General features: G+C 34.3%; 19 protein-coding genes. 9 read left to right on the plus strand and 10 right to left on the minus strand.

The window, feature by feature from the left end; all coding sequences use genetic code 11:
• Positions 1-18 precede the first annotated feature (18 nt).
• The 3 genes from V6246_RS10720 to V6246_RS10730 are packed head-to-tail and all read left to right on the plus strand — an operon-like array spanning position 19 to position 1,915.
• Entirely contained in the window at positions 19-492 is a 474-nt protein-coding gene (locus V6246_RS10720) for a CYTH domain-containing protein (RefSeq protein ID WP_341560461.1), read from the plus strand.
• Positions 493-509: 17 nt separating this feature from the next.
• On the plus strand, positions 510-1,043 hold the full coding sequence (locus V6246_RS10725) for a YciI family protein (protein ID WP_341560462.1): 534 nt from the start codon (positions 510-512) through the stop codon (positions 1,041-1,043).
• On the plus strand, positions 1,010-1,915 hold the full coding sequence (locus V6246_RS10730; protein WP_341560463.1) for an endonuclease/exonuclease/phosphatase family protein: 906 nt from the start codon (positions 1,010-1,012) through the stop codon (positions 1,913-1,915). Before V6246_RS10725 ends, V6246_RS10730 begins: the two co-directional genes overlap by 34 nt.
• An 18-nt stretch (positions 1,916-1,933) precedes the next feature.
• Here the strand turns inward: V6246_RS10730 and V6246_RS10735 are convergent, their stop codons facing one another.
• Positions 1,934-2,281, minus strand: coding sequence for an arsenate reductase family protein (locus V6246_RS10735; protein WP_341560464.1), 348 nt, complete (start codon positions 2,279-2,281; stop codon positions 1,934-1,936).
• A gap of 134 nt (positions 2,282-2,415) precedes the next feature.
• Between V6246_RS10735 and V6246_RS10740 the strand changes: the two genes are divergently transcribed.
• Entirely contained in the window at positions 2,416-2,880 is a 465-nt protein-coding gene (locus V6246_RS10740; protein ID WP_341560465.1) for a DinB family protein, read from the plus strand.
• Here the strand turns inward: V6246_RS10740 and V6246_RS10745 are convergent.
• Together V6246_RS10745 and V6246_RS10750 are read right to left on the minus strand one after the other, a co-directional pair.
• Positions 2,857-3,582: a DUF3298 and DUF4163 domain-containing protein gene (locus V6246_RS10745; RefSeq protein WP_341560466.1), complete on the minus strand. Its 726-nt coding sequence runs from the start codon at positions 3,580-3,582 to the stop codon at positions 2,857-2,859. The genes V6246_RS10740 and V6246_RS10745 overlap by 24 nt on opposite strands.
• A gap of 183 nt (positions 3,583-3,765) precedes the next feature.
• Positions 3,766-4,569 carry a THC0290_0291 family protein gene (locus V6246_RS10750; protein ID WP_341560468.1) on the minus strand — a complete coding sequence of 268 codons (804 nt, stop codon included), beginning with the start codon at positions 4,567-4,569 and terminating at the stop codon, positions 3,766-3,768.
• Positions 4,570-4,770: 201 nt separating this feature from the next.
• Here V6246_RS10750 and gdhA point away from each other — a divergent pair, with 201 nt between their 5' ends.
• The 4 genes from gdhA to V6246_RS10770 all read left to right on the plus strand — a co-directional run bounded on the left by gdhA (position 4,771) and on the right by V6246_RS10770 (position 11,822).
• Positions 4,771-6,114, plus strand: coding sequence for an NADP-specific glutamate dehydrogenase (gene gdhA, locus V6246_RS10755; protein WP_341560470.1), 1,344 nt, complete (start codon positions 4,771-4,773; stop codon positions 6,112-6,114).
• 229 nt (positions 6,115-6,343) lie between these two features.
• The gene (porZ, locus tag V6246_RS10760; protein ID WP_341560472.1) at positions 6,344-8,692 is read left to right on the plus strand and encodes a type IX secretion system anionic LPS delivery protein PorZ; all 2,349 of its coding nucleotides are present in this window, start codon (positions 6,344-6,346) and stop codon (positions 8,690-8,692) included.
• Complete coding sequence (recO, locus tag V6246_RS10765) at positions 8,692-9,411, plus strand: DNA repair protein RecO (RefSeq protein ID WP_159018899.1); 720 nt, start codon at positions 8,692-8,694, stop codon at positions 9,409-9,411. The genes porZ and recO overlap by 1 nt, the downstream gene beginning before the upstream one ends.
• A gap of 2 nt (positions 9,412-9,413) precedes the next feature.
• Positions 9,414-11,822, plus strand: a complete 2,409-nt coding sequence (locus V6246_RS10770; RefSeq protein WP_341560473.1) for a TonB-dependent receptor plug domain-containing protein — start codon at positions 9,414-9,416, stop codon at positions 11,820-11,822.
• Between the two features lie 17 nt (positions 11,823-11,839).
• On the opposite strand, the gene V6246_RS10775 is transcribed toward V6246_RS10770, so the two are convergent.
• Complete coding sequence (locus tag V6246_RS10775) at positions 11,840-14,323, minus strand: T9SS type A sorting domain-containing protein (RefSeq protein ID WP_341560474.1); 2,484 nt, start codon at positions 14,321-14,323, stop codon at positions 11,840-11,842.
• A 280-nt stretch (positions 14,324-14,603) separates the two neighbouring features.
• Between V6246_RS10775 and V6246_RS10780 the strand changes: the two genes are divergently transcribed.
• The gene (locus tag V6246_RS10780; RefSeq protein WP_341560476.1) at positions 14,604-15,080 is read left to right on the plus strand and encodes a regulatory protein RecX; all 477 of its coding nucleotides are present in this window, start codon (positions 14,604-14,606) and stop codon (positions 15,078-15,080) included.
• Between the two features lie 87 nt (positions 15,081-15,167).
• Here the strand turns inward: V6246_RS10780 and V6246_RS10785 are convergent, their stop codons facing one another.
• The 6 genes from V6246_RS10785 to V6246_RS10810 form a co-directional block, all read right to left on the minus strand.
• A complete protein-coding gene (locus V6246_RS10785; protein WP_042499523.1) occupies positions 15,168-15,668 on the minus strand; it encodes a DUF6646 family protein in 501 nt (166 codons plus the stop codon).
• Positions 15,669-15,729: 61 nt separating this feature from the next.
• Entirely contained in the window at positions 15,730-16,584 is an 855-nt protein-coding gene (locus tag V6246_RS10790) for a cupin-like domain-containing protein (RefSeq protein ID WP_341560480.1), read from the minus strand.
• Positions 16,585-16,821: 237 nt separating this feature from the next.
• Complete coding sequence (gene hppD, locus V6246_RS10795; RefSeq protein ID WP_341560482.1) at positions 16,822-17,982, minus strand: 4-hydroxyphenylpyruvate dioxygenase; 1,161 nt, start codon at positions 17,980-17,982, stop codon at positions 16,822-16,824.
• A 32-nt stretch (positions 17,983-18,014) separates the two neighbouring features.
• Positions 18,015-18,491, minus strand: coding sequence for a CCC motif membrane protein (locus tag V6246_RS10800; protein WP_341560484.1), 477 nt, complete (start codon positions 18,489-18,491; stop codon positions 18,015-18,017).
• A gap of 249 nt (positions 18,492-18,740) precedes the next feature.
• Positions 18,741-19,898, minus strand: coding sequence for a homogentisate 1,2-dioxygenase (locus V6246_RS10805; protein WP_341560485.1), 1,158 nt, complete (start codon positions 19,896-19,898; stop codon positions 18,741-18,743).
• Between the two features lie 234 nt (positions 19,899-20,132).
• A complete protein-coding gene (locus V6246_RS10810) occupies positions 20,133-22,361 on the minus strand; it encodes a patatin-like phospholipase family protein (RefSeq protein WP_445818998.1) in 2,229 nt (742 codons plus the stop codon).
• Positions 22,362-22,393: the final 32 nt, after the last annotated feature.

Raw genomic sequence — 22,393 nt, forward strand, 5'->3', positions numbered from 1 at the left:
GCTTTCGCGGAATTTTCTATGATAGAAATAGAACGTAAATTTTTAGTAAAATCTGAAGCTTTTAAAGATGAAGCTTTTAAGCAAACCCGAATTAGTCAAGGGTTTTTAAATACCGATAAAGCACGTACGGTTAGAGTTAGGCTAAAGGGGGAGCAAGGCTTTATAACTATTAAAGGCGCAAGTTCTGAGAGTGGGTTATCTCGTTTTGAATGGGAAAAGGAAATCCCTAAGCAAGAAGCCGAAGCTTTATTAGAATTATGCGAGCCTTCTATTATTGATAAAACCCGTTATGAAATAAAACTAGGACAGCATATTTATGAGGTCGATGAGTTTTATGGTGATAATTTTGGGTTAATTGTTGCCGAAATCGAACTAAATACCGAAACTGAAACGTATATAAAACCCGATTGGTTGGGTAATGAAGTTACAGGAGATGTGAAATATTACAATTCGCAGTTAAGTAAAAACCCTTTTAAATCTTGGATTAAATAACTAAATATTTATTTGTTATGAAAAAATTAATACTACCGTTTTTATGCATTTTATTGTTAGTATCGTGTAAAAATGAGACAAAGGAAGGAGCTTCTATCAATGAGGAAGCAGGAAAAACTGCAGATACTATTATAGTTGAAGTGCCAGCAGAGCCTGTTAAAAAAACATTGAAAGAAATAAAAGACGAGTTAACCGCTAAGGGTTTTAAAACTTATGTGCATGTTAATGAAGCAACAAAAGACACTGTATTAATGCAGCAATATTTTATGGCCTTTTTAAAAAAGAGCGCTATTAAAATGCAAAACGAAGAAGAGAGTGAGCGTTTACAAAAATTACATTTAGAGCATTTATCAAAAATGTACGAGTTAGGTTATGCAGATATTTCGGGACCTTTTGGTGACGATGGAGATATTAGTGGTATAACCATATATAATGTGCCAACTTTAAAAATGGCCGATAGTTTAGCTAAAGCCGACCCTATGGTTGAGGCGGAACGTTTAGAAATAGAAATACATCCATGGTGGGCAGCAAAAGGCGTTGGTTTAAGATAATACTTAAGGTTTTAAGTACGGGCATATTTATAGTAAACCTAATATGTGTTCTTGCTTTATTAGTACTCCATTTTTTAGTAAAAGATGCATCGTTTAAATTTGCCTATTGGTTTTATTTATTCCCTTTACCTATTATAATTACTATAGTTTTGGTGTTTTCTGTTTTTCTTGGAAAGCGTAGAAAATACAATCTTATTCTTGCTGGTATTTTATTGTTAGTATGGTTTTTTAGAAGTTTTAGCATCAGTTTTACGGAAGAAGTAAAAGATACTGATGTAGAAGTTGTGTTTTGGAATGCCTCTAGAGACGATGGTTTTGAATCCGCTTTTAAAGAGAACGAATCCATCCCGGATATTATGGTTTTAAGTGAGCCTAAAAAACGCAGTTTCGATAAAATTAAAGCAAAATATCCTCAGTATTATTTCTATAAATCGAACGGCGAAATTGAGATTTTTTCAAAAACACCACTTCATATAGAAGAGGAGCAACGTTCTAAATATAGTTCTACAATAGTAAAGTTTAGTTCTGCAGGTATTCAATTTTATGCTGTAGATATGCAAGGTAGTTTTGATGTGCCTAAAGCTTGGGAGTTTAAATTCGCGAACAGTATTATTCAAAATACAAGTAACACCATTGTATTGGGGGATTTTAATGCGCCTTACGAGTCTGTGTTTTTAGAGCGTTTAGAGCAAAATTACAATCACTTCTTTTCAAAAAAAGGTAATGGCTTTAGAGAAACTTGGCCATGGAATTTTCCGTTGTTGTCTATAGACCATATTTGGGTGTCTAAAGATTTAATTATGGTAAATTCGGAAAAAATAGCCACAAGAGATTCCGATCATAGTATGATTAAAACTGTGATTAGAAAATAAGGTGTCTCAAATTAAAACTTAAAGATTCCCTTTAGCAGATTCTACTGTTTTCTTAGAGTTTCCAATAAAAATAGCGTCACCATTTATTATTACAGGTCTGCTTAAAAACGTATAATGCTCTAAAATGTATTGCTTGTAATCGCGCTCTGTTAAGTCTTGGTTTTTTAAATCCATTTCTTTGTAAAGTTTGGCGCGTTTGCTAAAAAGAGACTCATAACTTCCAGAAAGGGCTTGCATTTCTTCTACTTGAGCTGCAGTTATAGGTTCTGTTTTAATATCTTGAAGTATATAATCGGCAGGAATATTAAGCTCTTTTATTATTCTAATACAAGTGCTACACGTTTTTAAATAATATACTTTTTTCATGACTTTTTGTTTGAAGCAAAATAACGTTAATTTTCAGTTTTAAACCAATTCATTTTAGAATTTATTAGAGAATATGCTTTAATTGTTTAGACTGTTTTTGGTTTTAGAAGTATATTTATGCAAAAATTAAAAACATGCAATTTACATTCGACGTTTTAGCTAATATTCGTGCCATGGCACAAAAACATATTGAAAATAATACTTTAGAGGATTTAAATAAAATCCCAGAAGGATTCAATAATAATATTATTTGGAATATAGCTCACATGGTGGTTACTACACAGGTTTTGGCTTATAAGCTATCTGGCTTACCAATGGTTGTTAGTGATGAGATGATTGGTAAATACAAAAAAGATAGTAAACCAGAAGGTGATGTTACTCAAGCTGAAGTTGATGAAATTAATGGTTTATTAATTTCTACCATAAAGCAATTAGAAGCAGATTATAAAGCAGGTGTTTTTAAAAATTATACTGAATATACGGTGTCTACCACAGGAAATACATTAAGAAGTATTGATGATGTATTACCGTTCGATTTAGTTCACGAAGGGATGCATTATGGTTATATTCTTGCCTTATCGCGCGCTGTTAAAGGCTAGGTAGCTCTCAATTTTATTAAAAGGAATTTCGAATTCTATAATACCTGTTGAATATGGGGCAATTTCGTATGCGTTATAAAGTAGAACAATACCTTCGTCGTTATAACCTATATTCTCGGGTAATTTGAAAGTGTCTAATTCTGGTTCAAAAATGTCTTTATCTTTTGTAGCTTCTTTAAAATAAGGCAAAGCGATTTCTTTAAAAGCTTCAGTATCTTTTATTAGGTTTTTATTCGGAATTGTTTTTCCGGTAGTTGCATCAAAGTTTAAGAAAGAAACTTTAAGCATGCCATGTGCACCACCTGTATTCATATATGATGTTAGTGCTAAGCTGTTGATTTCTGGAGAAGTGAACATAATTTCGCCATCAATTTGAGCTTCCCAAGGTTGAGAAATTTCAGGGAAATCTATTTGGAAGGTTTCAAACTCCTTGTTAAAGTTATTAATACCTTCTTCTATAGATTTAGCATTAATAGCGTTGGGTTCTCCAAGGTGTAAATTAGTTATCACCTCTTTTTCTATTTCAGAATTAATAACGCTAGAAACTGTTTTGTTACCAACCGCTTTAGGTATGTTAACTTCAACAACATTATTATTTTCTGTAGTGATATTTATATCTTCAAAAGTGGTGTTTACATCATCTTTACAACTGAAAAATAGAGTGAAACAACAAATTGTAAGTAGCGTGTTTATTTTAAGCATGGATTGTATTATTTAGCAACATTAAAGATAATTATTGCATTTGAATAGACCATATTAAAAGCTATTAATATTTAGAAAATCATAATAGAAAATGTTTTGTAATATGGGTAAAAGTTTTAAATGAAAAAAGCCTATATTTTCGAAATATAGGCCTTTTTAATATTTTATAAAATTGAGATTTTATTAATCTAAGTAATAAATATAACCAACGTTAAACCACATAAGCCAATCGTTGTTTTTATTATAATCTAATTGGTGATTAAGGCCATCAACCCAATCACTAAAGTAAAATTGGCCTCTAAAATCGATCATTAAATCCGAAACGCGATCTAATTTGTAACGCATACCAACACTCATTACAGTAGAAAAAGTACTGCCTGGTGTTGCATCTACAGATCCGGGATCCCAAAGTGAGTAAAAATTACTTGCATCGGTTACGTCGCCAATTGCTGTTGGGTCTGGATTAGCATAAGTTGTGGTTACGCTAGGCGTAAAGGCTGTATAATGAATTCCTAAACTAACAAAAGGCGCTACTCTTGGACTAAAAGATTGAAAATCGCGAATACTTAGTGGGTAAAATTCAATTTGCGTACCAATATCAAAATTTTCGGCAACACCTTCGTGGCCTCTAAGTCTGTTTGCATCGTCTGAGTTTTTATTAGCATCGACCCATCTGCCAACATGTTCTAGATTACTTTTATTGTATGATATTTCGTTTCTTAATTTAAAATGATCATTAAAATAAGATTCTGTAGTGTAGCAATTACAGTCGGCGCTATATGCAAAATTTAAATAGTGCACAATACCGATTCCAAAGCCTGAATTTTCAAAATTTGTACTAGAGTTATCTCTTTGGCCGTAATCTGCTCTAAATTGAACAGGACCCGCTATAACGCCGATTTCATGTGAAAATCCCAGTTGGGAAAATGCTGTTTGATAGGTAGCAAACAAGCAAATAAAACAAGCTAAACGCTTTAAGTTAAGCATAATTAGGATACTGTTTTTGAGGCATTAATAAAAGCAAATATAGAAAATCTGATGGAACTGGCAAATGTTTATGGCACGTGGACTAGTGTAATTGAATATTCTATTGCGAATTTTTAAAAAATTAAGCTATATTTTTAAAGATAACGTATATTTGTACTCTATAATTGTATATTATATAATTTTTAATACATTTTATAATAAATGAAAAATAACATTAAAGCGTTTTTAGACCTGGTAAAAGAACGAAACGGTGATGAGCCTGAGTTTTTACAAGCAGTAGAAGAAGTTGCGGAAACTGTAATTCCGTACATTGTTAAACATGATATATATTACGGTAAGAATATTTTATTAAGGATGGTTGAGCCTGAGCGTGTTATCACGTTTAGAGTGTGCTGGGTAGATGATGATGGTGAGATTCAAGTAAACCGTGGATATAGAATTCAGATGAATTCTGCTATCGGACCTTATAAAGGAGGGTTACGTTTTCATCCAACAGTAAATATGAGTATTTTAAAGTTTTTAGCTTTCGAGCAAGTCTTTAAAAATAGTTTAACCACATTACCAATGGGTGGTGGGAAAGGTGGAAGTGATTTTGATCCAAAAGGAAAAAGTGATAATGAAATTATGCGTTTCTGTCATGCTTTTATGGGTGAATTGTTTAGACATATTGGCCCAAATACCGATGTTCCTGCAGGAGATATTGGTGTTGGATCAAGAGAAATTGGCTTTTTATTCGGGATGTACAAAAAACTTAGAAATGAGTTTACTGGTGTATTAACTGGAAAAGGAATGTCTTGGGGTGGATCTTTAATTAGACCTGAAGCAACAGGATATGGCAATGTATATTTTGCAGAAAAAATGCTTGAAACTAAAAATGATAGTTTTGATGGTAAAGCCGTTGTAATATCAGGTTCTGGTAATGTAGCACAATATGCAGCAGAAAAAGTTTTACAATTAGGTGGAAAAGTACTTACGCTTTCTGATTCTTCTGGATATATTTATGATGAAGAAGGTATCGATGAAGATAAGTTAGCCTTCGTTATGGATTTGAAAAACGTTAAACGTGGTAGAATTAGTGAATATTTAGAAAGCTACCCGAATGCAACTTTTGTAAAAGGAAAAACACCTTGGGATGTTAAATGTGATATAGCATTACCATGTGCAACACAGAATGAATTAAATGAAGATGATGCAAAAGCTCTAGTTAAAAATGGTTGTATTTGTGTTAGTGAAGGTGCTAATATGCCATCGACTAAAGAAGCTATAACTGTATTTCACGAAGCGAAAATATTGTTTGCGCCAGGAAAAGCATCTAATGCTGGTGGTGTTGCAACTTCAGGTTTAGAGATGACGCAAAACTCATTGCGTTTTAAATGGACCAGAGAAGAGGTAGATACTAAACTAAAGGATATTATGTCTGATATTCATAAATCTTGTTTAGAGTTTGGCCAAGATGAAGATGGTTATGTAGATTATGTTCGTGGAGCAAATATTGCTGGCTTTGTAAAAGTAGCTGATGCTATGTTAGCACAAGGTGTGGTTTAAATCATAAGAGATAATTTTAATAAAAGCCTTCTGTTTTTGCAGAAGGCTTTTTTTGTTTTATTCATAAATATGAAAGAATCACGGCTATAATATATTTTTTTGAAGCTTAATTCGTTAGTTATAAATATATTTGAATCGAAATGGATTCTAAGTCGTTTTTTAAAGGCTAGTTTTAAAGTAAATATAGGTTTTTAGGCTAAATACTTAATCCTTGATGATATAAAAAAAGATGTTTAAGAAATTTATAATTTTTCTAATTTATATATTACCTCTTGTTCAGTTTGCACAAGATTTCTCAAATCTTTGGGATGGTTATTTTTCATATAATCAGGTAAATGAGGTTGTCACCGGAAACAATAAAATTTATGCGGCTTCAGAAAATGCTATTTTTAGTTTTGATAATCAAACAAAAACTTTAGAAGAAATTACAACAGTGCAAGGTTTGTCTGGAGAAACCATTTCAACTATATATTATAGCGAAGCTTACGAGTTATTGGTTGTTGGTTATGAAAATGGATTAATTGAAATTGTTTTCGACGAAGACGATGATATTTTAACAGTAGTAGATATTGTAAATAAATCTACAATTCTAGATGGTGATAAAAAAATTAATCATATTAATGCTAACGAAAACAACGTATATCTCGCTACGGGGTATGGTATATCTGTATTCGATTTAGAGCGTTTAGAGTTTGGTGACACTTATTTTATTGGAGACGAAGGAATTCAAATAGAAGTGAGCCAAACAACTATTTTTGGCGATTATATTTATGCGGCATGTCTTGATGGTAGCGGATTAAAAAAAGCACCTATTACAAGTCCTAACTTAATCGATTATAAAAATTGGGAGCAGGTAAGTAATGGTGAGTTTTTGTCTGTACAAACAAACGAAAACAAATTATATGCTATAAATACAGGTAAAAGATTATACGAGATTAATAACGATGTATTAACCAGTTTATTGGTGTTTGCCGATACACCGCTTAAAACAACTAGTTTAAATGAGAAGCTAATAATAACCACAAACAATAATGTTTTTGTCTACGATGTAGATTTTAACTTACTAGCACAAGCTGCAGATAACGCAGATTTTAATACAAACTTTAATGCGGCAACCATAGATGCGGATAATATCTATATTGGTACAGATAACTTTGGTGTGTTATCGACTTCAATTTTAAATCCTTTAAACTATGAAGAAATTCACCCAGACGGACCTTTATTGAATACCCCATTTTCAATTCAGGCAGATGTAAATGGTGTTTGGGTTACGTATGGTGGATATTCTTTTGTTTACGTTCCTCGTTGGGTTGCTAATGCAGGTATTAGTCGCTTAAGTAATGATGTTTGGGTTAACACTAAAAGCATTGATCTTTTTGGAACGAATTATTTAAATCAGATATCTATAAATCCTTTAAATAAAAATCAATTATTTGTGAGTTCTTTTTCTCTAGGATTACTTGAGCTCAATAATAGTGAGCCTATTGTTTTATATAATGAAAATAATAGTGGTTTGGAGTCACTTAAATTAGTGTCTAGTCCAAATACTGTCAGTATTCGAGTTAGTGGGTCTATATTTGATGATAATGGATTACTTTGGACTATTACCAGTTTAGTGGATAGGCCGTTAAAGTCGTTTAATTCATCAAGTAATCAATGGGTTTCTTATAGTTTCGAATCGATATTCGAAGACGCTGTAAACGATAATTTAGGTTTTCAGGATGTGGTTATAGATAACAATAATACAAAATGGGTGGCAAGTGCATCCAAAGGACTTATTGGTTTTAATGAGAATAACGGTAATCCGTTAATTCGAAATATTAGTGAAGATAAAGGGGATTTGCCAAGTAAGGATGTAAGAGCATTGGCTATAGATAATAGAAATCAGTTGTGGATAGGTACTGTTAGTGGTTTAAGAGTTTTATATAATACTTCCAGTTTTTTTACAGATGAAAACTCTACTGCAGAAGAGGTTATAATTCTTGAAGATGGTGTAGCTAGAGAGCTTCTTTCGGAACAAAGTATCACAGATATAAAGGTGGATGGTGCAAATAATAAATGGATCGGTACTATTGATGCTGGTGTGTTTTATCTGTCATCCGATGGTCAAGAAACTATTTATCACTTTACAACCGATAATTCACCGTTACCCTCAAATGCTATAAGTGAAATATCTATAGAAGAAACAAATAGTATTATTTATTTAGCAACCGATAAAGGTTTAGTATCTTTTAAATCTGGAGGTTCGAGCTCTTCAGGAGATTTAGAAACTGTTTATGCTTATCCAAATCCGGTACGACCAAATTTTGATATCGTCGAAAAAAAGGTGAAAATTAAAAACATTTCCGATAACGTAAATATTAAAATCACCGATATTGAAGGAAACTTGGTAGCAGAGGCACAATCGAGAATTAACCTAAGATATAATAATTACAACCTTGAAATAGATGGAGGAACTGTGTTTTGGAATGGAAAAAACATGGCGAATAATATTGTGTCCTCCGGTGTGTATTTAATCATGATTTCCGATTTAGACACCTTCGAAACTAAGGTTGTAAAATTAATGGTGGTTAGGTAATGTTAGTTAAAACCAACGCCATTGTGCTCTCTAAACTAAAATATAGAGACAACGATTTAATAGTTAAATGCTACACGGAAGAGTTGGGTGTGGTTAGTTTTTTACTTCGTGGTGTTTTAAAAAGTAAAAAAGGAGGTGCTAAAATCGCATACTTTCAATTATTATCTCAGTTACATATTACAGTAAATTATAAAGATAGTCGTTCGTTACAAAGCTTAAGTGAGGTGCGTTTAAATCATTTGTATAGTAGTTTGCATACCAATGTTTTAAAAAGTGCTATCGTGATGTTTTTATCCGAGGTTTTAAGCAGTGCTTTGCGCGAAGAGGAGCAAAACGAAACGCTTTTTAGATATTTAGAAACAACACTGTTATGGTTAGATGAGCAAAGTGACTATGCTAATTTCCATTTATTGTTTCTACTCAACCTCACAAAGTATCTTGGTTTTTATCCTGATAGTTTGGATAGAGAATTAGATCATTTTAATTTAATTGAAGGTAAATTTCAAGTAAGACAAGATATTCGAAATACCATTGCAGGTGAAGATTTAAATCTCCTCAAAAAACTATTAGAAACAACCTTTAACGACTTGCAAAATGTGAAAATTAACGGAAGGCAAAGGCAATCGTTTTTAAATATGATTTTGCTATATTTTGAACTACATTTGGGGAGTTTTAAAACACCAAAATCTTTAAAAATTTTTAATCAAGTTTTTAGTTAAGCATGAAGTCTTTTTACATAATATTTTTCATCCTATTTACCTGTGTAAGCTTTGCTCAAAACGTAAAAGTGCTCAATAAAACTACACAAGAACCGATTTTTGGTGTCGCTATATATAATGTTGATAAATCGAAATCTGAGATTACAAACTTTAGAGGCGAAGCTTCTTTAAGTGAGTTCGATGAAGGTGAAGTTATTTATTTTAAACACTTATCACATGTTTTAAAACAAACTACTAAGTTTATCATTGGTTCTAGAAACAAAATATATTTAGAATCTAACACCGAAGGCCTTCAGGAAATTGTAATATCTGCTTCAAAATTTCAGCAAAACAAAAGAGATATTCCTCAAAAGATAGTAAGTCTAAACAGTAAAAACATACAGTTTACTAATCCGCAAACAAGTGCCGATTTATTAGAAACTACAGGCCAAGTTTATGTGCAAAAAAGTCAAATGGGTGGTGGTAGTCCAATGATACGCGGGTTTTCAACCAATAGGTTGCTTATCACGGTAGATGGCGTGCGCATGAATAATGCCATTTTTAGAGGAGGAAATCTTCAAAATGTGATAGCTATCGACCCCTTTTCAATTCAAAATACCGAGGTAACACTTGGTGCAGGTTCGGTAATTTATGGTAGTGATGCCGTTGGTGGTGTAATGAGTTTCTATACGCAAAAGCCACAATTATCTTATACAGATTCGCTTTTAGTAAAAACGAATGTTGTTGCACGATATGCTTCTGCAAGTAATGAAAAAACAGGGCATTTCGATTTGAATTTAGGTTACAAAAATTGGGGTTTTGTTACTAGTGCGAGTTACACCGATTTTGGAGATTTAAAAATGGGAAAAAATGGACCTGATGATTATTTAAGATTCGAATACGTTGTGAACACTGCAGAAGGAGATGTTGTTCAAGAAAACAACGATCCTTTGATTCAGAAATATTCTGGTTACAATCAACTAAATTTAATGCAAAAAGTGAGGTATGAGCCTTTAGAGAATTTAAGTTTCGATTTAGGTTTGTTTTACACCACATCATCCAATATTCCAAGATACGATCGTTTAATCAGGTATCGTAGTGGTACGCTGCGTTCTGCAGAATGGAATTATGGTCCACAAAACTGGTTTATGTCTAACTTACAGGTTACTAAATTAAGCAGTAATTCGAATTTATATGATAAAATTAAAGCAACCGTAGCTTATCAGAATTTTGAAGAAAGCAGAATGGATCGTGATTTTCAATCGTCTATCAGGAGTATTCGAGAAGAAGCTGTAGATGCTTACTCCTTTAATTTAGATTTAGAAAAAACTTTAGATTCCAAAACACAATTCTTTTATGGTTTTGAATACGTTTATAATAAAGTAACTTCTAATGGAGAGGATGAGAATATCGATACTAATACATTCGAACCAACTGTTTCGCGTTATCCAAATGGAGCGACATGGCAATCTACCGCTGTGTATTCTAGTATAAAATATAAGCCGAATACTAAATTTGTGTTTCAGTCAGGTTTACGTTTTAATCATGTGGTTTCTAAGGCCGATTTCACCGAAAATAATGTTTATTTAAATTTACCTTTTACGGTTTCTAATAACGAAGCAGGTGCACTTACCGGAACCGCTGGAGTGAGTTGGACTCCAAACAAGATGATGCAATGGAAATTAAATGCATCGTCTGCTTTTAGAGCTCCAAATATTGATGATATTGGTAAGGTTTTCGATTCTGAACCAGGATCCGTTGTAGTGCCTAACGATAATTTAAAGCCTGAATATGCTTATGGTGGTGAAGTAGGACTGAAGTTAAATTTTAACGAAAGCCTTATTTTAGATTTAAACACGTATTACACGTATCTAGATAACGCCTTAGTGCGTCGCGATTATAGTTTAAATGGTGAAACTGAAATTATGTACGATGGTGAGTTAAGTAACGTGCAAGCTATTCAAAATGCATCTAAAGCTTGGATTTACGGGTTTGAAGTTGGTTTGAAGTATAAACTATCTAAAGAACTCGAGCTTACTTCGCAATACAACATTATAGGTGGTACAGAAGAAGATGAAGGCATTGAAGTTCCAATTAGGCATGTTGCACCATATTTTGGAAACACACACATTACATGGACTAAAAACAAGTTGAAAGTTGATGCTTTTGCAAATTATAATAACGAATTATCTTTTAATCAATTAGCGCCTTCGGAAATTGAAAAAGATTATATCTATGCTTTAGATGCAGATGGCAATCCGTACTCGCCAGCTTGGTATACGCTTAATTTAAGAACGCAATATCAATGGCGTAAATCAACATCAATTTCGGCAAGTTTAGAGAACATAACTAACCAGCGTTACAAAACCTATTCGTCTGGAATTGCAGCCGCTGGAATAAATGTTATTTTAGCATTAAAGTACAGCTTGTAATTTCGGTGTAAACCTAATTATCTTTTTATAGCTTTTTTAGTGATTATTACTCCTGTAGATAATTCCGCTTTAGCGAGATAAATGCCTGTTTTTATATTTGGAATATAAAATGTTTCCGAACTATTTCCGCCTTTAAATTGATATACTTTTCTACCAAACAAGTCGTAAATAGCAATCGATTTTAAAGTAGCACTCGTTCCTGTTTTAAAGGTAACACGGTCGCTGTCATGTTGAATAATTTGGAATGCACTTTCGTTATTAATAATATCATCAACTGTTAGTGTGTTTTCTTCTTTGAATACTACTTCAAAACGATCTGTAAATGCTCCTGTTTCCGATGTAAAGTTGTAATCGCCATCCGATAGGTTATGGGTAATGTTTAGTAAATTATCTTTTAAATAAACCGTGTTATTGTTTAGAAAATCACCTTGTAGTTTATCAATAGATAAGGTATATGGTATTTCATTATTAATATAATTAGTAAAACCGAGATTTATAATCTCTTCTTCATTAATACTTTCAACGGCTTTACCTTGTATGGCAAACTTTTTATTAGAGTTACCGATAGTAGAATATAAGGCTGCACCCGAATTGGTTGGGTATTTGGTAGCATCAAAAGTTAATCCATCATCTTCATTAGTTGCTCCATTTACATAAGCTATTAAAATTTGATTATAAACACCAACCTCTGATGTTAAGTTAATCCATAGCTTATCTGCAATATTTGTGTTTTTAGATGATGTTCCTTTGAAAAATACACTATTAGCTGCTACATCGGTTACGCGCATTGAGTTGTTGAATGTGATAACGCCTTCCGATATATCTCCAGTAGTAGAAATGGGTATCGCCCCATCTGAAAAAGCTACAAAGAAACCTTGCCCCGAAGAGATTGCTCTGTTTGAATTAGATAATGTAGCGGCAGTTGTGCCATCGCCACCTGTAGTTTCTCCAGATGCATTTATAATAGAGTAATCATCATTAGAAAAGTTTAATGGTTCGTTGCCATTAGTGGTAGCCGAAGGTAGTGTGTTTTGAGACCATAAAAATATAGCGCCATTTATGTATCCTGATCCGGCAACACTAGTAGAAATATTACTGTTGGCTGCTAAAAACAAATCGGCATCAATCGCCGATGGGTATGGGTTTCCAATAAAGTTCCAGTTAATATCGTTGTTTTCCGAGTTGTTTCTGTAAATAGGCACGGATATTACACCATTGTTAAATGGCCCACTAAAAATATAATCAAATTGATAAGGAGCGCTTCCTGGACCCGCAAAACCAACAGGGTCATGCATTGCTGCGTATCCAACGCCGGGTTGCATAACGGTTGTCCCATTTACATTAAACCAATCGTCTCCATTGTCGTCAATATCATCTTGTCCGGCAACAGTTGCATTGTTGTTGTTTGTTTCTGCAGTAGCATCCAGAAAATTTTGCGCATTGAATGAGTAGCGTCTGTTCGATTTAGCCTCACCCAAACCATTATCAATATCGGCATTGGCTACAGGCGAACTCCAGTACGTGTATTCGTACCAATTGTTTAGTGGTGCTGTTGTTTTTGTAACTTCAACCGTACCCAAAACATCGACTAAACCGGCATCGCTATTTTGAACAAAGGCACCTTGAGAAGCCACATATATAAATGCTGTTGCTTCTACTGTTAAGTCGTTTTCTACTTCAACAAAAGTACCATCACCAATAGTTAAAGTATTTCCAGAACTAACGGTTAAACTGCAGGCTTGAAAGCTTGGTAAACTATTTGTGTCATAATCGTCGTTTAAAATAACTTCAGTGGTTAGGTCTGGTGCGGAACTCCAGCTACTTCCATTCCATGTTACAGTTGAAGCACATGGCGAACAAGAGAAAGTACAATCTCCTAACGTTAATAAACTATTCGAGGTATTCCAGTTTAAGTTATCCGATACGGCTGATAAAATAAGAGCAGGATTAGATTCTATTGAGCAATCATATTTTGCATTTCTGGTTTCTCCCAGAGCGACTGCATTTACACCATTACTTAAGCCTGGTGGTAATGCCGAAGTGTTAGAGCTAGTGGAATTAGACCAACCAGTTGAATCAGATATAATGGCATAGATGAAAGTTGGGCTTGAATCAACACCTTGATATGCTAAAATTTGATCTCCGGCTGTCGCTAAAGCAAAGATACCGGATGTTGTTAATGATCCAGTGGAAGGTGTAAGGCTTCCATTATTAATTATGGTTACTGTGGTTCCGCAAGGTAAATCGGTATTTGCTACCCAAGTAATGGTGCCCTCATTGGAGCGAAATGCAGGGGCTGGAAAAGCAGAAGTGTCCCATCCGTTATCAGTAAATTTAATAGTTGTTGTATTCGTAATATCTGTGAGTAAAACAAATGTAAATTCATCTGGCGTATCAGAATTAAAACCAGTAATTGCAATATCGCCAGCACTTAATGTAGTTTGCCCAAACCCAAAATCAAAGGCTAAAAGCATTAATATTAAAAGGAATAATTTTTTCAAAATTCTTAGGGATTAAAAGGTTCTATTCATTGCTTTTTAGGCAATTAGATCGAACTAAAATAAAGAATTATTAGTTAATAAGGTTTTTTATCTAGATGTAACAGCTGTTTTTTAGGTTGATTTGCAAATAGCTGTCGATGAGTGATTTGTTGTTTTTGATAAAAATCAAATTTAGTTGCTTGTTTCCCTTAAGGCTGAAAAGTTTAAAGCTGGGTGGCGCGATTATTAAAACTGTTCTAAAAAGCACGTTTATTTAATCTAATTGTTATTTTTGTTACCTATGCAACGTTCCACAAAATCTTATACTTTAGAAGAAGCTACCAGAAAAATGGAGCATTATTGCGCATACCAAGAGCGTAGTCATTACGAGGTTAGGCAAAAGCTAATTAGCATGAATATGATTCCTGAAGTTATCGATGTGGTTGCCGTACACCTTATAGAACACAACTTCCTTAACGAAGAACGATTTGCAATGGCGTTTGCACGCGGAAAGTTCCGTATTAAGCGTTGGGGTAGGGTGCGCATATCCATGGAACTCAAGAAAAAGCAGATTAGTAAAGTAAATATAAATAGAGCACTTTTAGAAATTGAAAACGAGGGTTATATCGAAACTTTCAATGAGTTAGCTGAAAAAAAAGTAGAAACTCTAAAAGAGAGCGACGTTTACAAAAAACGTAAAAAGTTTGTCGATTATTTTCTTTATCGTGGTTGGGAGTCTCATTTGGTTTACGAGAAAGCACACGAAATCATTAAGTAAAAGCAAAAAAAAAAGCTGATAGAAATAATTTCTATCAGCTTTTTTTTTATAAAAATTATCCTTAAAAAAGTAGGGATAAACTATATATTATAAGTTAAAAACAGCACCTAAGTTAACTGTAAATTGATTGTGTAAAGTTTCAGAAGCTGTTAACGTTCCAGATTTATATTTAGCGAAAGGCGCATTAAATTCTGTGTAAACACCAAAGCCATCAGAGAAAAAATAACGAGCACCTAAGTGACCACCAAAGTTTTTAAGTCCAAGACTTAAACCAGGATAAACATCAAAGTTTTCATCAACATTAATAACATTACCAAGGTTAGCATTAAAACGAGCTCTTAAGTCAAAACGTGTATCAAAAGCATCATCCAAAATAACGTCGTTAACGCTTAAAAGGTATGAGGTAGAAAAACCAACTGAAATGTTTTCGCCAACACCAAAATCGTAGCTTAAATTAAGTCCAGTTCCGTTATCTTGTAAGTTAGCACCAACTTGGAATTTATTGTCACCTTTACCTTCAAATGCTTGCGAATGTGCAAACGATACGCTAAGTACAACTAATACTAATAAAATTAAATTTTTATTCATGATTTGAGTTTTATTTAAGTCGGCAAAGATATTACAACTTTTTTAAAATCAAAGGTTTAATTTACAAATGCTTGTTTGTGCGCAGTATGGCCTGTTCGTTTTTCCAGTCAATCCATTTTTGCCCTTTAATTCTACGCATTAAATTATCATAATTACGCATAATAAATACATTGTAAATTGCTTTGCCAAAGTGTTTTGGGGTTCTAGCAATAGCACGCAAACTCATAGAAAAACCAGGGGTTATGTAGCGCATATAGTGCCAATAACCTTCGGGCATATAGAGTACTTCGCCATGGTTAAGTTCCGTTTTGTAACCATTTGCTTTTTTTAATGCAGGCCATTTTTCAAAATCCGGATTATTAAAGTCAATATCCTCGCGAGTAATTAAAGCATGCGGCACTTTGTATAAAAACTTATTCTGCTTTTGGTCAAACAAAATACACTGCTTTTTACCCTCAAAATGAAAGTGAAAAATGTTAGCCAAATCAATATCATAGTGCATAAACGTATGCGAGTTCTCACCGCCAAAAAACAACATCGGTATACCTTTCATTAAACGTAAACCAAAATCAGGAAACGTAAAGTCTTTCTGTAAAACAGGAATTTCCTTTAAGGCGTTCCATAAAAATATTCTGAATTTAGTAGGCTCGCGCTTCAATAAATCAATATAATCGGCAAGTTTCATTTTTGCATGTGGCTCGTTAAAACCATCCTTAAAATCCACAGGTCTATCATCGTAAAGTGGTACGGTAATATCGCCACCAACTTGCTTCATGTATTCCAAACTCCATTTAGAATACGCAGGCCAGTCATCAATAAAATGCTCGATAACCACAGGTTTTTGCGGTGTAAAATAGTGTTTTATAAAATCCGATTTCGTAATATGTTTTACGCGCGGAATATCCTGTAAGTTCAAGGTTAAAGCTTGTTTGTATTCGGGGTCAAAGTTAACAAAACGTTACCGATTTAAAAATACTAATTTGGGCGTTACCCGAAAAGGGTCGCGCTTTCACTACTCGCTCCTCCTAAGGTCGGGAGCTCAAACAGGCCGTTCAATCGCTAACGCAAAAGAAAACCCGTCTCGTTTTTCTAGAACGAGGCGGGTTTTTAAAAATATTAAATAGCAACAAACGTTGCGTGGTTGAGGTTCAAATTACAGTGTGCCCCTTTTAGCTTGTTCACGCTCAATAGATTCAAAAAGCGCTTTAAAATTACCAGCACCAAAGCCTTTAGCGCCCATACGCTGTATGATTTCAAAAAATAAGGTCGGTCTATCTTCCACGGGTTTTGTAAAGATTTGAAGCAAATACCCTTCTTCGTCAGCATCAATCATGATACCAAGTTTTTTTAGGCCTTCAATATCTTCACGAAGTTCATGGCTGTAAGCTTCTAGCCTTCCTGGTACGGCCCTGTAATATTCCTCTGGCGGAATCGATAAAAACTCTACACCATTGGCTTTTAGTTGGCTTACTGTTTTTATAATATCATCTGTAGCAACGGCAATGTGCTGCACGCCTGCACCTTCATAAAAATCTAGATATTCCTCAATTTGTGAGCGTTTTTTACCTTCCGCAGGTTCGTTTATCGGGAATTTTATACGGCCGTTACCATTACTCATTACCTTACTCATTAAGGCAGAATATTCGGTATGGATTTGTTTATCATCAAACGATAAAAAGTTTACAAAGCCCATAACATCTTCGTAGAATTTAACCCAAGTATCCATTTGGTTCCAACCTACATTGCCTACCATGTGGTCTATGTATTTAAGACCGGCAGGTTTTGGGTTGTAGTCAGAATTCCATGCCTTAAATCCTGGTAAAAAAGCGCCATTATAGTTTTTGCGTTCAACAAACATGTGTACCGTTTCGCCGTAAGTATAAATACCGGCTCTAACAACTTCGCCATGTTCGTCGGTTTCAACGGTTGGCTCCATATACGATTTTGCTCCTCGACTGGTAGTTTCTTGGTAAGCTTTTCGAGCATCTTCTACCCAAAGAGCAACCACTTTAACGCCATCGCCATGTTTAACAATGTGTTCGTTTATTGGTGATTTACTGTTTAGAGGTGTGGTTAAAACCAGTTTAATTTTATCTTGGGTAAGCACGTAGCTTACGGAGTCTTTAGATCCGGTTTCTAAACCTTTATAAGCATACGATTGAAAACCGAATGCTGTTTTGTAAAAATGAGCCGATTGTTTCGCGTTACCAACGTAGAATTCTACATAATCGGTACCAAGAAGTGGTAAAAAATCTTGTGCGCCTTCAAATATTTTTTCTAATCCGTAGTTTACTGATTCTATATCTTTACTCATGATATCTTATTTATTAGTTGTGGATTTGTGTTTTATTCACCGCTATCGGTGGGTTCTATAAGCTCTTCAACCTCTATGCTGTCTATAGTAGTTTCAGATTCGTAGTACTCGGTATCACTAAAAATAGTATCCGATTCATATTCGTAAATTTCCTCTGTCTCGAAGTTGTCAAAGTTTTTAAATTCATCAAAAACACCTGTAGACCACATGGTGCCGTAGAATATAAGTGCACCTATAAACATAAGCACTATAATACCGTTAAAAACAATGGCAATTATGTTTAGCACGCGTGCTGTTGAGACGTTGCTTCTAGTTTGTGGTGAATAAACATCTGGATTGTTGCCAAATTCTTTTAAACTTCTATTGGCGCTCATTAAACCAATAATGGCTATTATTAATGGGATAATGGCAAAAACACCATAACAACAACAGCCTGCAAAACCTAATACTAAGGCTACAATACCTAATACTAGTGAACTTGGATCGGCTGGTAATTTACTGTAATTCATAATAATTTACCTATAATTAAACTTCTTGTTTAGAAGGTGCTCAAACAGGGGATTTGAGTGTTTTTAGGTTAAGCCTTTTTGTTGGCGGTTAGGTTAGCCCTGATTGCAGCGACATCCTTTTTACAAAGCGTTTTAATGTTCTAAACGTTGTGTTTTACTAAATTTTTAATGAAAGTAATAAAACTTAAATAATAGACCAGTGGCTTTGTTAAAAGATATAGCGGAAAGCAGGATTAGCTTCTTATTATTTTATTCTAACCAAGATTTATAATAGTTTTCGTCGGCAATTTTTAGGGCTTCTTCGGTTAGCATGAGCGGTTTAAAGGTGTCTACCATTACGGCGAGTTCGTTGGTTTCGGTTTTGCCAATACTACGCTCGGTGGCTCCTGGGTGCGGACCGTGTGGAATACCAGCAGGATGCAGAGAAATATGACCTTGATCGATATCGTTACGACTCATAAAATCGCCGTCTACGTAATACAAAACTTCATCGGAATCTATGTTGCTATGGTTGTATGGCGCCGGAATAGATTGCGGATGGTAGTCGTAAAGTCGCGGCACAAAACTGCATATTACAAAGGCATCGGTTTCAAAAGTTTGGTGCACCGGTGGCGGTTGGTGTATGCGGCCTGTTATGGGTTCGAAATCGTGAATAGAAAAGGCGTACGGATAATTGTAGCCGTCGTAGCCCACAACATCAAAAGGATGGGAGGCGTAAACCATTTCTATAATATCGTCTTGTTTTTTTACTTTTATTAAAAAGTCTCCATTTTCGTTATGGGTTTCTAATTCTGCTGGACGGCGAATATCACGTTCGCAAAATGGAGCGTGTTCCAAAAGTTGCCCAAACCAATTGCGGTAACGTTTTGGTGTGTAAATTGGACGGCGCGATTCTACTATAAAAAGCCTATTGTCCTCGGTGTCGAAATCTATTTTATAAATAATACCACGCGGAATTAGAAGGTAATCGCCGTATTTGAAATCGAGATTTCCTAGGTGTGTGCGCAGTTTTCCGGTGCCTTTGTGTACAAAAATAAGCTCGTCGGCATCGGTGTTTTTATAAAAATAGTTTTCTGTAGATTGTTTCGGTGCTGCTAGAATAATGGCGCAATCGCTATTTATTAAAACGGTTTTACGGCTTTCTAAATAATCGTTCTCTGGTTTTACTTTAAAGCCTTTTAATCTATATGATTTTATATTGTTTTTTAATGCAATTTTTGGAGCAACACTGTATTGGTTTTTTATGGCTTTTACTTGTGTTGGTCGTTGTTCGTGGTAGCTATTGGTTGCCATACCATCGAATCCAATAGTGCCAAAAAGTTGTTCGGCGTACAAACTGCCGTCTGGTTTTCTAAATTGTGTGTGTCGTTTAGGAGGAATGTTTCCTAGTTTATGATAAATAGGCATACTTTTTAGAATTATAAGTTAATAATTAAACGTTTTAAAGCGTGTGGCTTTAAACTTTAAAAAAGTGATTTAAATATACAATAATGCCTGCTTATTCAGGATTTCTCTTGATAAGAAAATTAAGGTGCTGAAGTAAATTTGCCCAAAACAGTGTCATATTACCACAAATATCGTAAAATTTTAAATTATAACTCGTAAAATAGAATTTATTTTGAATAAATCGTAATCGTTGGTTTAGAACCAAAAACCTAAATTAAAGAACCAGATGCTTTGGCCTAACTCGGGCGCATAGCTGTATTTTACTTGTAGCGGACCTATTAGGGTTTCCATGGCGTAACCTAAGCCGTAACCGCGATTGTCGGGAAGCGAGAACCATTCGCCAGAGTCGAAAATATCGTCGTCTATGTTGGCCCAGTTGCCTTCTAGCGTAATGTGGTGTTTTTTGAAAATTTCGTAATCGGCAATAAAAGATGCTTTTACGTAACTATTCCCCGTAAGGGAAATAAAATCGTGACCAATAAATGGTATAAAGTTGTTTATTAAATTGTTACCGTATCCACCAAGGGCAAAATCTAAGGTTTTAGTCGATTTGTTACCGGTTTTAAAACCACCACTTGTTTTTAAATTGAAAGCTAAATTGTGTGATGCGCTAAAGGCATAGCCTATATCTGCTTTGGCAATCGAAAAGTTTTCGAAATCCTTATTGAAGTTGGAAGCAAATAAGTAAGTGTGTAAATCGCCATTAAAATACACGCCTTTTTTAGGGAAATATTTATTATCGTAGGTGTCTAGTTTTAAGTTTCCAAAAACACTTAGATAATCTGTTTTTTCGAATACATATTCCTCATCTGGACTATCTGTTAAAAAAGTTTCTGAGCTTAACTCTAAACGCTTGTGTTCTGCTCCTATACTAAAGGCAAAATCTTTTCTAAATAGTGTTTGTAGATAAAATTGATTGGTTTGATCGTCTAGTTCTGTACCTATTTTGTTTAATCCGGTGGCATCTATTTCGCTATCTTCTAGCAGTAGACTAGCACTTACGTTTTTATTAAACGTATTGAAACTAGAGCGGAAACCAACACTCCAATAAAAACCTTTGTCTATTAAGTAATCGAAATTGTAACGCACATTATCGCCTAATATAAAATCGAAAGAAGCGATATCATTTTTAAATAGTAATCGTTTTTTAGTGATGTTTACTAGAATGGCACTTTTGTATAAATCATCAAAATGGATTCCTAGTTTTAAAAATGTGGTGTTTTGGGTTTCGGTTAAATGCGTCTCTAAATCGTAAGTTTCAGAAGCTCCTGTACGTTTTAATTTATATTGAAAAGAGTCGAAGTTATTGGTAGCTACTAAGTTGTTAACTCCTTTAATGAAATCTGTATAGCTTATTTTTTCGCTTTGTTTTAATTTCAGTTTTCCTAAAACATAGGCGCGTGTGTAGTTGTTATTGCCTTTTACCGATAAGTTGTTTATGGTAATACTATCTGGCACTCTTTCTTTAAGTTTTTGTTCTTTTTCTCTAAGAGGTAGATTTTTAAAATCTTCTAGGTTTGCTAATGTGGCTATTTTTCCACTTTCAATAATTTCTCTACCTTCGTTAAAAGATACCACGTTGTATTCTTTAATATTTGGTTTTATGTAAATATCGGTAAGCTTGGCTTTTAATTTCATGTCGCTTACCGTTCTGAAATTATTTATTTGAAGTAAAACATCGGGAGCCGAGGTGAGTTCTTTACGATTTAAAAGATCGTCTTGTACATCTACACCAATAATTTTATCCATGCCTTTAGCACGTAATTCTCCAATAGGGTAGTTGTTAATTACACCACCATCTACAAGTACATCGCCATTAATTATAACCGGCTGGTAAAGTGATGGAAGCGCGCTACTCGCCATAATAGATTGTGTTAAATCGCCCGATTCTAAAACCACCTGGTTACCCGTTTCTACGTTTGTGCCAATACAAAAAAACGGAATAGGTAATTTGCTAAAATCGCTAGTTTCGTTTATAGATAGCGTTAAGGTTGAAAATAAATTATAAGTGTTTTGACCACGAGAAAGTGCAGATGGTAATTTAATTTTAAAATCGTCGAAGGGTAATTTCACCGCATATCTTTCGGCGTTATCACGTTCGTAAAAGGCCTTAGAAGCTCTTGGTAAATCGTCGTTTATAAGTTTATCAAAATCTACTTGATGAAAAATGGAGTCTAACTGTTTGCCCGAATATCCCGATGCGTAAAGCCCGCCAATTACAGCACCCATGCTTGTGCCTGCAATATAATCTATCTTAATACCTAAGCTGTCTATAACTTTTAAAACACCAATGTGTGCAAGTCCTTTTGCGCCACCACCACTTAATACCAAGCCTACTTTTGGAGTCTTTTTTTCTGTTTTATTTTGCGCTTTCGCGGAAAAGCCAACGAACAGAATTAGGAGTAATATGGCGGTTTTTTTTATCAATGTTTTTATTTTAACGAGTGTGTGTTTGG

The organism is Algibacter sp. TI.3.09, assembly GCF_038154905.1.
Classification (GTDB): Bacteria; Bacteroidota; Bacteroidia; order Flavobacteriales; family Flavobacteriaceae; genus Algibacter.

What these genes read in the sequence shown, in the direction of transcription:
- V6246_RS10740 (WP_341560465.1), top strand. Translation starts at nt 2,416, where the DNA reads ATGCAATTTACATTCGACGTTTTAGCTAATATTCGTGCCATGGCACAA.
- V6246_RS10750 (WP_341560468.1), bottom strand. Translation starts at nt 4,569, where the DNA reads ATGCTTAACTTAAAGCGTTTAGCTTGTTTTATTTGCTTGTTTGCTACC.
- V6246_RS10780 (WP_341560476.1), top strand. Translation starts at nt 14,604, where the DNA reads ATGCAACGTTCCACAAAATCTTATACTTTAGAAGAAGCTACCAGAAAA.
- V6246_RS10730 (WP_341560463.1), top strand. Translation starts at nt 1,010, where the DNA reads ATGGTGGGCAGCAAAAGGCGTTGGTTTAAGATAATACTTAAGGTTTTA.
- V6246_RS10720 (WP_341560461.1), top strand. Translation starts at nt 19, where the DNA reads ATGATAGAAATAGAACGTAAATTTTTAGTAAAATCTGAAGCTTTTAAA.
- porZ (WP_341560472.1), top strand. Translation starts at nt 6,344, where the DNA reads ATGTTTAAGAAATTTATAATTTTTCTAATTTATATATTACCTCTTGTT.
- V6246_RS10770 (WP_341560473.1), top strand. Translation starts at nt 9,414, where the DNA reads ATGAAGTCTTTTTACATAATATTTTTCATCCTATTTACCTGTGTAAGC.
- V6246_RS10805 (WP_341560485.1), bottom strand. Translation starts at nt 19,898, where the DNA reads ATGCCTATTTATCATAAACTAGGAAACATTCCTCCTAAACGACACACA.
- V6246_RS10725 (WP_341560462.1), top strand. Translation starts at nt 510, where the DNA reads ATGAAAAAATTAATACTACCGTTTTTATGCATTTTATTGTTAGTATCG.
- gdhA (WP_341560470.1), top strand. Translation starts at nt 4,771, where the DNA reads ATGAAAAATAACATTAAAGCGTTTTTAGACCTGGTAAAAGAACGAAAC.
- recO (WP_159018899.1), top strand. Translation starts at nt 8,692, where the DNA reads ATGTTAGTTAAAACCAACGCCATTGTGCTCTCTAAACTAAAATATAGA.
- V6246_RS10800 (WP_341560484.1), bottom strand. Translation starts at nt 18,491, where the DNA reads ATGAATTACAGTAAATTACCAGCCGATCCAAGTTCACTAGTATTAGGT.
- V6246_RS10785 (WP_042499523.1), bottom strand. Translation starts at nt 15,668, where the DNA reads ATGAATAAAAATTTAATTTTATTAGTATTAGTTGTACTTAGCGTATCG.
- hppD (WP_341560482.1), bottom strand. Translation starts at nt 17,982, where the DNA reads ATGAGTAAAGATATAGAATCAGTAAACTACGGATTAGAAAAAATATTT.
- V6246_RS10745 (WP_341560466.1), bottom strand. Translation starts at nt 3,582, where the DNA reads ATGCTTAAAATAAACACGCTACTTACAATTTGTTGTTTCACTCTATTT.
- V6246_RS10735 (WP_341560464.1), bottom strand. Translation starts at nt 2,281, where the DNA reads ATGAAAAAAGTATATTATTTAAAAACGTGTAGCACTTGTATTAGAATA.